The sequence below is a fragment of the Streptomyces sp. NPDC016469 genome, assembly GCF_040632905.1.
Classification (GTDB): domain Bacteria; phylum Actinomycetota; class Actinomycetes; order Streptomycetales; family Streptomycetaceae; genus Streptomyces.
On sequence record NZ_JBEYCQ010000010.1, the window covers coordinates 60,674 to 71,241 of the forward strand.

The 10,568-nt window shown below is 67.9% G+C and carries 7 protein-coding genes; 2 read left to right on the plus strand and 5 right to left on the minus strand.

Annotation, left to right across the window (positions count from 1 at the left end; translation table 11 throughout):
- Positions 1-48: 48 nt before the first annotated feature.
- Positions 49-1,065, plus strand: coding sequence for a LacI family DNA-binding transcriptional regulator (locus ABZ565_RS13685; protein WP_361024914.1), 1,017 nt, complete (start codon positions 49-51; stop codon positions 1,063-1,065).
- 157 nt (positions 1,066-1,222) lie between these two features.
- On the opposite strand, the gene ABZ565_RS13690 is transcribed toward ABZ565_RS13685, so the two are convergent.
- The 5 genes from ABZ565_RS13690 to ABZ565_RS13710 form a co-directional block, all read right to left on the minus strand.
- Entirely contained in the window at positions 1,223-2,692 is a 1,470-nt protein-coding gene (locus ABZ565_RS13690) for a glycoside hydrolase family 32 protein (protein ID WP_361024917.1), read from the minus strand.
- A gap of 76 nt (positions 2,693-2,768) precedes the next feature.
- Entirely contained in the window at positions 2,769-3,641 is an 873-nt protein-coding gene (locus ABZ565_RS13695) for a carbohydrate ABC transporter permease (protein ID WP_361024919.1), read from the minus strand.
- 1 nt (position 3,642) lies between these two features.
- Complete coding sequence (locus tag ABZ565_RS13700) at positions 3,643-4,569, minus strand: sugar ABC transporter permease (protein ID WP_361024922.1); 927 nt, start codon at positions 4,567-4,569, stop codon at positions 3,643-3,645.
- A 72-nt stretch (positions 4,570-4,641) separates the two neighbouring features.
- On the minus strand, positions 4,642-5,943 hold the full coding sequence (locus tag ABZ565_RS13705) for a sugar ABC transporter substrate-binding protein (protein ID WP_361024925.1): 1,302 nt from the start codon (positions 5,941-5,943) through the stop codon (positions 4,642-4,644).
- Positions 5,944-6,087: 144 nt separating this feature from the next.
- Complete coding sequence (locus ABZ565_RS13710; protein ID WP_361024928.1) at positions 6,088-7,122, minus strand: LacI family DNA-binding transcriptional regulator; 1,035 nt, start codon at positions 7,120-7,122, stop codon at positions 6,088-6,090.
- Positions 7,123-7,720: 598 nt separating this feature from the next.
- On the opposite strand from ABZ565_RS13710, the gene ABZ565_RS13715 reads away from it, so the two are divergent.
- On the plus strand, positions 7,721-10,564 hold the full coding sequence (locus ABZ565_RS13715; protein ID WP_361024931.1) for a GH32 C-terminal domain-containing protein: 2,844 nt from the start codon (positions 7,721-7,723) through the stop codon (positions 10,562-10,564).
- Positions 10,565-10,568 lie beyond the last annotated feature (4 nt).

The following is a 10,568-nucleotide window of genomic DNA, read 5'->3' on the forward strand; positions in this document are numbered from 1 at the left end:
GGCCGAGGCCGCGGCCGGAACCGACGAGCGCAGGGAGACTCCCGCTTCATGGCAGCGAACCGCCGCCCCACCCTGGCCGACGTCGCCCGTGAAGTAGGCGTCAGCGCCAAGACGGTTTCCCGGGTGCTCAACGAGGACGGCCCCGCCTCGGCCCGGACCAGGGAACAGGTTCTGGCCGCCGTGGCCAAACTCGGCTTCCAGCCGAACCTCATGGCCCGGAATATTCGTGTCGGAGGACCCGACACGACCATCGGGCTGGTCGTTCCCGACCTCGGGAACCCCTTTTTCGGCGCAGTGGCCGGTGGCATCGAGGACGTCGTGCGGGACCGCGGCCTGACCCTGCTCATGGGGTCGTCCGCGGACGAGCCCACGCGCGAAAGGGGGCTGACCGACACGTTCCTCGCCCGGCGCATCAGCATCCTGATGGTCATCCCCTCCGTCGGCTCCGACCACTCCCACCTGCGGAGCCATCGGAGCACGGGGCTGCCCGTCGTCTTCATCGACCGGCCGGGAGCCGGGCTGACCACGGACAGCGTCGTGAGTTCCAACCTCGCGGGGGCACACGAGGGTGTCGCGCACCTGATCGCCCACGGCCACCGCCGCATCGGCTTCGTCGGCGACCTCCCCACCCACCTCTACACCCGCCGTGAACGTCTGGCCGGATACCGCTCGGCCCTGGTGGAAGCCGGCCTCCCCCAAGACCGCTCCCTGGTCATCAACGCCCACGACCAGAACAGCGCCTCTGTCTGCACCTCCCGCCTGCTGGAGCTGGCGAGTCCCCCCACCGCTCTGTTCGCCGGCAACAACATCGTCGCGCTGGGAGTGGTCGCCGAGCTGGCCCGCGTCAAGCGGAAGGACGTCGCCGTGGTCGCCTTCGACGACGTGCCACTCGCCGAGGCCCTCGAACCCGCCCTGACCGTCGTGGCCCAGGACCCCGAAGAGATCGGCCGCAAGGCGGCGGAGACCGCCCTTGCACGGCTGGACGGCGACCGTTCCCGCGCCCGCACCATCACTGTCCCCACTCGGCTGATCGTCCGGGGCTCGGGAGAGCTCACTGCCTCGTAGGCACAGGAGGACGGAGACGGTGTGGGCCGGCACGCCTGTCCACCCGGATTCCCTCCACGTCTGTGATGCGCGTCGTGGCTGTCGCGGCGTCGCACGCTGAGGGACGGCGGGACTGCGGTGAACAGGTCCGGTCAGGCGTGCCCTGTCAGGCAGGGACTCAGTCGATCGGCGCCCGTCCCCGGCCCGTGAGGGTCGGCTCTCTCAGGGCGTCTGCCTGGGTCAGGTCCCAGGCTTCGACCGCGAATTCACTGCGCAGCGTGCCCGTCGTACGCGCCTGGAGCCGCCACGGCCCTTCACCCAGTGGGTAGAAGCGCAGGGTGAGGACCTGCCCGTCGGCCAGGTAGATCTCGGCTATCGAGTGGTCCACGATCACGCGCAGTTCGACGGGACTGCCGGGGCGCTTCATGGCTGGGAAGGGCAGGGTGTACGAGCCTCCCCGGGCTCGTGTGTCGAGCGACGCGTGGCTGCGGTCGACGGTGAGGTGTCCGACCGCGGGGTCGAGACGGATATCGAGGTATTCGGAGCCGTCGGCGGACGTGATCAGCCGCAGCCCGCTCGTCCCCGTGGTGTCGGGAACAAGGGCGGCGGTCAGGTCGAAGGCGGAATTGACCTGACCGAGCTCGACCGGCTCGGAGTGCGTGACGTGTCCCGTTCGGTGAAGCGTGCGCGCACCTCGCAGGGCAAGCACTTCGCGAGCGGGACGCTGGGCGACCCTTCCGTCGGCCGTCAGGCTCACCTCACGGGGAAGGGTGAGAACACCGGCCCATCCCGCCTCACGCGCCCAGGCGTCATCGCGAGCCTCCCACGCCCACGCCCACAGCAACCACCGGTCGTCCCCGGGAGCCTTCAGCAACGCGGGGGCGTAGAAGTCAGGGCCATGGTCCAGAGGGGCAGGGGGCGAGTCCGCCGCGAAGTGACCGTCCTTCTCGCAACCGGTGTGGACGGTGGTGCGGCAGGGGCCGTCCTGCGGGGTCCAGTCGCTGACGATCAGTGCGCTCCGGTCGCCGAACGTCGCGTACTGCGGGCACTCCCAGCCGATCGGGCCGGTGCCGGCCTCGGGGTCGCCGGTGTGGAAGGGGCCGCAGTAGGCCCAGTTCTCCAGGTCGTCGGACTCGTACAGCAACGCCGCGGCGCGGCCGTCGTCGAGGGCGGAGCCGACCAGCATTCGCCAGCGGTCGTCCTGCCGCCAGACGTAGGGGTCCCGGTACATGGTGGTGCCGGCAGGGGGCTCAGGGATGAGCAGTTGGGGGCGTTTGGCCCAGGTGCGGCCGTTGTCCTGTGACTCGGCCGTGGTGATGGGCTGCCACCAGCGGTCGTTGCGGTGGGCGGAGTAGAAGGCCACCATGCGGTCGTCGACGGAGACGGCGTTGCCCGAGTAGCAGCCGTCGGCGTCATAGCCGTCGGGTGTGGGCGTGAGGGCGACAGGGAGGGGTTCCCAGTTGATCAGATCGGGGCTGCGGAAGTGGCCCCAGTGCACGTTCGCGTGCTGCGGGCCGTGCGGGTTGTACTGGAAGAACACGTGGTAGTGCCCGTGGTGGAAGACCAGTCCGTTGGGGTCGTTGATCCAGTTGTGGGGCGGTCGCAGATGTATGGCCGGGAGGTGGGGGTCGGCAGGCAGCGCGGACACACAGGGCCTTTCTCGGGGTGCGCGAAGCACACGGGAGTCATCAGGAGGAGGGCGAGCGGCTTGGTGGTGCCGCGGGTCAGCCCTTGACGCCGCTGGAGGCGATGCTGTTGACGAAGGAGCGCTGGAACGCCACGAAGAGCGCCAGGATCGGCACGGTGATCATGGAGGAGTACGCCATGATCTGGCCCCATCCCACGTTCAGCTGGAAGAAGTAGGAGATACCCACCATCACCGGCCGCAGTTCCTCGCTCTGCACGACCATCAGCGGCCAGAGGTAGGAGTTCCAGGCCGGCAGGAAGGTCAGGATCGCCACGGTGGCGACGGCCGGCCCGGACAGCGGCATGACGATGCGGCGGTAGATGGTGAACCAGCCGGCGCCGTCCACGATGGCGGCCTCGTCCAGTTCCTTGGGGATGCTCTGGAAGTACTGGTGGAAGAAGAAGACGGAGAATGCGTTGGCGACGAACGGCAGGATCTGCACCTGGTAGGTGTCCATCCAGCCGGTGCTCCACTCCAGGTGGAATCCGTTGACGTTCAGCAGCGGAAGCTGGTTGACCCACCACACCAGCGGCAGGGCGAAGGTCTCGAACGGCACGATGAGAGTGGCGATGATCGCGGTCAGGACGAGCTTGCGGCCGGGCCACCGCATCCGTGACAGGGCGAAGGCGGCCAAGCTGTTCACGACGATGCCGAACACCACGGTGATCGAGGAGATCAGCACGGAGTTCAGCAGGAACCGTGCCGCCGGGACTCGCTCGAACACGGCTGTGTAGTTGTCCAGCGACAGTGCCCCGACCGGCAGGAAGGCGCGCAGGGAGTCCAGGTCTCCGAAGATCTGGTCGTCCGGCTTGAACGACGAGACGAACATGAAGACGAGTGGCAGTGCGAAGACCAGGGCCAGGACGATGCGGCCGGTGTGACCGCCGAGGTGCTTGAGGAAGGAAGTCATGTCAGTCCTTCTCCCGGGTCAGGAAACGCTGGACGAGGGACACGCTCAGTACGAGCACGAAGAAGATGAGCGAGACGGCCGCCGCGTAGGCGGTCTGCTGCTGGTCGTAGCCGCTGTGCACCGCCTGGTAGACGACGGTGGTGGTGGAGTCGAGGGGGCCGCCCTGCGTCATCACCCTGATCTGGGTGAAGAGGCTGAGCGCCGCGATCGTGATGGTGACGAGGACGAACGTGCGGGTGGCGCGCAGCCCTGGCCAGGTGACGTGGCGAAAGCGGTGCCGGCGGGTGGCTCCGTCGAGATCCGCCGCCTCGTACAGCTCGGCGGGGATGGTCTGCAGCCCGGCCAGCCAGATGATCATGTGGAAGCCGACACCCTGCCACACCGACATCAGGATGATGGCGGGCATCGCGGTGGCCGAGTCGCCCAGCCAGTCCGGTCCCTGGACATGGCCGAGGGTGAGCGTGGAGAGAACGTGGTTGACCAGTCCGTCCTCCCGGTACAGGAAGGTCCACAGGAGGGACACCACGACCATCGAGGTGACGACCGGCAGGAAGTACACGGTACGGAAGAAGTTGACGCCCCGGACCTTGGCGTTGACCAGCAGGGCCAGCACCAGGGCGAGCCCGGCCTGGAGCGGGACGACAACGGCGGCGAAGTAGGCCGTGTTGCGCAAGGACTTGTAGAAGGTCGGATCCTGGAAGAGCAGGGTGAAGTTCCTCAGACCCACGAAGCGGGCCGGAGTGGGTGAGACGAGTTTCGCGTCGGTGAACGCCAGGGTGAAGGCCAGAGCGACCGGTACGACGAGGAAGACGATCAGCAGCACGACGGCCGGCGTGGCCATACCGAAGGCGGTGAAGCTCTTACGGCGACGGGCGTTGGTCGTTCGGGGTCGCCGGACCGGACGCAGCCGCTCGCGGGCTGCGAACATGGTGGGCACGGTATCTCCAGGGGATCGGCCCGGTTCGGGCGGCGTGGTCGCACCCGAACCGGACCCGACGGGTCAGTTGGAGTAGTAGTTGTTCGTCTTCAGGTTGTTGTCGATGCCCTTCGCGGCCTGGCCGAGAGCGTCCTCCGGGTCTGCGCCGGCCAGGATGTCCTTGGTCGCCTTCTCGAACTCGGTGGAGATGTAGGGGTAGGCCGGGGTCGCGGGGCGCACCATGGCGTACTTACGCGCGAACTGGACCAGCACGTCGAACTTGCCGCCCGGCTGGTAGTCCGCGATCTGCTGCGCGGCGGCGTCGGTGGCGGGGATGGTGCTGGTGGCCTTGGCGTAGTCGACGAAGTACTTCGTCTGGCGGGAGAACTTCAGCCACGCCTGCGCGCCGGCCTTGTTGGAGCAGGTGGAGCTCATCCCCCACTGCCAGGACGCCCCGCCGATCTTGGGCCCGTCACCGAAGTCCACCGGCGGAATGATCGCCAGGTCGTCGCCGAGCTTCTCGGCGTTTTTGGCCGCGTTCCAGCTGCCGTCCCACTGGATGGCGCTCTTGCCGGCCAGGAAGTCCTTGTTGGGGTCGGCTCCGGACTTCTTCGCCATGTAGTCCTTGGCCACCAGCGAGTGGAACCAGGTGGCCCACTCCACGGCGCTCTCGCCGTCGAGGGTGCCCGAGGCCGTCTTGTAGCCGCCGCGGTCGATCAGGTCCCCGCCGAAGCTCTGCAGCTGCGGGGAGTAGGCGTAGGACCACCACTCGCCGGTGCCGCCGGTGCCCATCTCCAGCGGGTAGTCGAACTTGCCGCTCTTCTTGAGCTTGGCGAGCGCCGCGTCGAACTCGTCCTTGGTCCAGGGCCTGTCCATGGTGGGGACGCGGACGCCGTTCGCGTTCAGTACTGACTTGCGGGCGAAGTAGGCGAGCGAGACGTCGTAGAAGCCGAAGGCGTAGAGCTTGTCGTTGTAGCGTCCGACGGTGCTGGCCAGCTGGCTGAGCACGGGTACTTCGCTGCCGGAGACGTCGATCGGGTCGAGGTAGCCGCCCCATGCCCAGTTCGCCACGTTCGGGCCGTCCACGTCGAGCAGGCAGGGCAGCTTATGGGCGGAGGCAGCTGCGACGACCGAGTTGTTGTAGTCGCTCTGCGGGAACGCCTGCAGCTTGACCTTGTACTTGTCCTGGGAGCCGTTGAAGTCCTTGATGATCTTCTTGACGACGTCGAGTTCCACCGAGTTGCCGGCGTTGTGCGTCCACAGGGTGAGCGTGTTACCGCTGGCACCGGACGTGCTTGCGCTGCCGGACGTGCATCCGGCGACCAGCGCGGTCGCCGCCGTGACGGCTACACTGACGGCAGCGAGGCGTCGTGTTCTGAACAGCATGAGGTTCCTCCATCTCACTGAGACGGGTCTTGCAGGACCCGCCCTCGGCGACCGGTTACGACGGTCGCTGTTCTTGGTGGCCGTCCCGCCGCCCGCCCGGACTCATCGGTGCGGGCGGCGGGACGACTGTCTTCGGGGCCGGTGTCAGCCGCTGGTGGGTGCGGCGAGGGAGGCACGGCTCTGCAGCGGCATGGGCACGCGGTGCACCACTGCTTCGAGCGGGCCCGGGCGGAGGATCAACTCCATCGCAAGGTGTCCGAGCCGATAGTGAGGCAGCCGAAGTGTGGTGAGCGCCGGACGCAGCACGGAGGCGATGTCCTGATCGTCGAAAGAGATGACCGACACATCGCCGGGCACCGACAGACCTGCCTCGCCGAGTGCCTGGTATGCGCCGAAGGACACCCGATCGGCCAGGCACACCAAGGCTCGGGGCCGGTGACCCGCTGCCAGCAGGGCGGACACCTCGCGGTGTCCGTCGAGTGTGTCCCAGTCGCACTCGATGACGCCTTCCAGCCGGGCCCCGCCCTCGCGGAGGACCTCCTCCAGACCGCGCATGCGCTCGTTGCCGGCGATGATGCCCTCAGGGGTGGCCGGAACGGCCTGGTGGCCGCCGATCGCCCAGATGCCCTCACTGTGACCGGCCGCGAGCAGCGCCCGGGCCGCGTCCCGTCCGGCCTCGAACTCGTCCGGGACGACTGAGGGTGCGTCGAAGTCGGGGGCCAGGCAGTTGAGCAGGACCACGCGGCGCCCGAACAGCTCCTTGGGCGGAGTCACGTACCGGGTGAACATCGACGCGTAGACCACCGCGTCGACCTGCCGGTCCAGCAGCGCGTGGACCAGGGACGACTCGGCGGTGCGATCGCCGCCCGCCTCGGTGATGAACAACAGGTGGTCCCGCTCCCGGGCGGCCTCCATGGCTCCGCGGATCACTTCGCCGGCGAACGGTGTCGTGGTGATCCGGTCCGAAACGAGCCCGATCGTCTGGGTGGACTTCGTCCGCAGACTGCGCGCCGTGACGTTGGGGCGGTAGCCCAGATCCCGGGCGGCTGCCAGGACTCGTTCGCGGGAGGCGTCGGAGATGCGCATGTCGGTCCGGCCTGACAGGGCGAACGACGCGGTCGTCGGCGAGACGCCCGCCTTCCGGGCGACGTCGGCCATGGTCACGCGGCGTTCGGACATCAGCGGATCAGCCCCGTTCAGCTAAATCGGATTAGCAAGATGTGACGAGATTGCTCCACCCGTCATGCACTGTCAACACCCCGGACATCTCACCTGCATAACGACGACCTTATGTGCCTTTTTGGGCGCCTCCGAGGGGGCGAAATCGAGTTTCGCTTGCGTTAGCTCTTGCTTTAGCGGCTGCGCCGCACGAACCATGCCGACCCATGACCTAAATCGAATTGGCGAACCGTCAGGTGACGGTCGGCCACATGACCCGTAGGCACCTCTCGTGCCCGCGGGCACGGTAACGGCCGAGCCCACCGGCCACGGCACCGAGCAATACCTCCGTGCCGCCTCGGCCTCACTCTGCACATGGCGTCCGGATCCACGTGGAGCTCTCGGACCGGACCACCGGGGGCCTGAGACCCAGCACCCTCACCCATCCCGGCACCCGGCAGTGCCCGTAACTGCTCCCGCCCCCCTACCCGTTGCCCACGGACCGTGTCACATCCGAGGTCAGCGCCCTGCTCCACCCGCACACCTCAACCCCACACCACCGGAGGTTCGTATGCGAACCCGCTCTCCAGCAAGGACCGCGACGACGAGCAGAAGCAACGTGCTGCACCTGCTGCTGGCGCTCACCATCTGTCTCGGCCTGACATCCCCCCTGGTGTCGGAACCTGCCAGCGCCAGCGAGACCGCCCTTGCCAATCCCGGCTTCGAAACCGGCGACCTCAGCGGCTGGACCACCACCGGAACAGCCTTCAACGGAGCCGTCACTGACGACCCGGGCTGGGGGTGGGGGTGCTGCTTCAACCAGGAAGGCACCCACCACCTGTGGGGATTCGCCGGCGGCGGCGACGACGCCACCGGCACCGTCACGTCCCTGCCCTTCACCGTGACCGGTACGGGAATGATCAGCGCCCTGGTCTCCGGCGGCCGTAATGAAGCCCAGTTGTACGTCGCGCTGACCACGCTGGACGGAACCGTCCTCCACAAGGCCACCGGCACCGACGACGAGGCGTACCACCGCGTCACCTGGGACGCCCGCGACCACCTGGGCGAACAGCTGCGCATCACCGCGATCGACCACGCCACCGGCGGCTGGGGCCACATCAACCTCGACGACGTGCGCGTCGGCATCGACAAGGCCCCCACCCCCGCCGAGGAAGGGCTCGCCGCCTACTGGGACTTCGCCGAAGGCCGGGGAACCACGACCACGGAACAGATCAGCCAGGCCGCGGACCCCATCAGCTACGTCTTCAACGACGCGGTGTACAAGCCGGACAGCGACCCCCTGTGGCGCACCGAGCGCGAAGAGGAAGGCGTGCTGTCGGGCGCCCTCCTGTTCGACGGATACTCGACCTGGGTCACACGCGCCGCCTCACAAACGCAGATCCCCACCGATGGCATGACCGTCGAGGGGTGGGTCGCACCGCGGGCCTTCGAATGGGGCGACGACGGCAAGCCCTCCGCCCTCGTCAATCAGCAGGACAAGGCCGCGCGCCGCGGCTTCTCCCTGGGCGTCGGCCGGCACGGGGTATGGGAGTTCGGCATCGGCACCGGAGATGCCTGGTACGAGACGAAGGCACCCAAGTCCGCGGCCCTGGCCGCCGGGAAGTGGGCCCACCTCGCCGCGGTATTCGCACCTGGCGAAGGCGTCATCAGGCTGTACCTGAATGGAGAGCAGGTTGCCCAGACCGCCATCCCCACGAGTGCCCGGATGGCCAAGGCCGACGTCCCGTTGATCATCGGGCGCCACAACCAGCCCACCATCATCAACGGCACCTTCGCCGTGAACATGTTCAACGGCCTCATCGACGAGGTGAAGGTCCACACCGGCCCGCTCACCGCCGCCGCGGTCGCCACGAGCCATCAGCAGGACCTCCAGACATTCAGCGGCGGCAGCATTCCAGAGGCGCGAATGGCCATGGACCGCTCACGCTACGACGGTGACCGCTACCGTCCCGGCTACCACTTCACCGCCCCCAACCACTGGATGAACGAGCCCCACGCCCCCATCCAGGTCAACGGCAAGTACCACCTCTTCTACCAGCACAACTCCCACGGCCCCTACTGGCACAACATCGGCTGGGGGCACGCGGTCAGTGAGGACCTGGTCCACTGGCGGGACCTGCCCGTCGCCCTCGCCCCCACCGCCGACAGCGTGGCCCCCGACGGCGTCTGGTCCGGCGACTCGACCCTCGACGAGAACGGCGTCCCCGTCCTGCTGTTCACGGCAGGCAACGATTCCCAGCGCCCCAACCAGGCCACCGGCCTCGCACGCCCCGTCGATCCCAGCGACCCCGACCTGGTCGAGTGGAAGATGCACCCGACCCTGGTCACCAGCCAAAAGGCCGACCTGAACGTCGGTGACGGACGGAAGGTCCGCTTCGGCGACTTCCGCGACCCCTTCGTCTGGAAGGAGGGGGACACTTGGTTCCAACTCATGGGCTCAGGCGTCCAGACCGCGTCGGGCACCGACGTTGGCGGCACTGCTCTCCTGTACACCTCCAAGAACCTCACCGACTGGACCTACTCGGGCCCTCTGATGGTCGGTGACGTCGCTGCTCATCCGAAGACCGGCCAGGTCTGGGAACAGCCCACCTTCCTGCCCATCGGCAAAGACGCCCAGGGCCGCCAGCGGCGGGCACTGCTCGTCAACCCGGCCTTCCCTGCCGGTCCCGGCGAGTACAGCAGCAAGTACGTCTACTACTGGGTCGGCACCTGGGACGCCGGTGCCCGCCGCTGGACACCCGACACGACCGAGCCCAAGCGCATGGACTACGGCGACCACTTCACCGGCCCGAGCGGAACCGTCGACGACAAGGGACGGTCCCTCGTCTTCAGTATCGCCCAGGACCGGCGCACCGAACGGGCCCACTACGACGCCGGCTGGGCCCACAACGCCGGCCTCCCCATCGAACTGTCCATGCTCCCCGACGGAGACCTCGGCTTCAGCCCCGTGGAGGAAGTCTCCCGACTCCACACCGGCGCGCCGCTCCTGGACATCAGCGAGCCGACCTCCGTCGACGACGCCAACGCACGCCTGGCCGGCATCAAGGGCGACATGCTCCACGTCAAACTGACCATGGAGCGAGGCACCGCCGGCACCTTCGGGCTGGACGTACTGCGCAGCCCCGGAGACGAGGAACGCACCCGCCTGTTCTACGACGCCCCCGCAGGACAACTGGGCGTCGACCGCACACGGTCCGGGAACAACTCCAGCGCTGAAGGCGACCTCGGCGTCCAGAAGGGCCCGCTCACGCTCTCCAACGGAAACCTGACCCTCGACGTGTTCCTCGACCGCTCGATGGTCGAGGCTTACGCCAACTCGCACAAGTCCATCACCACCCGCGCCTACCCCTTCCGCCAGGACTCGCAGGGCCTGCACCTGTTCGGCGACGGCAGCGTCATCAAGTCCATGACCGTCTGGAGAATGGGCAACATGACCGAATGACCTG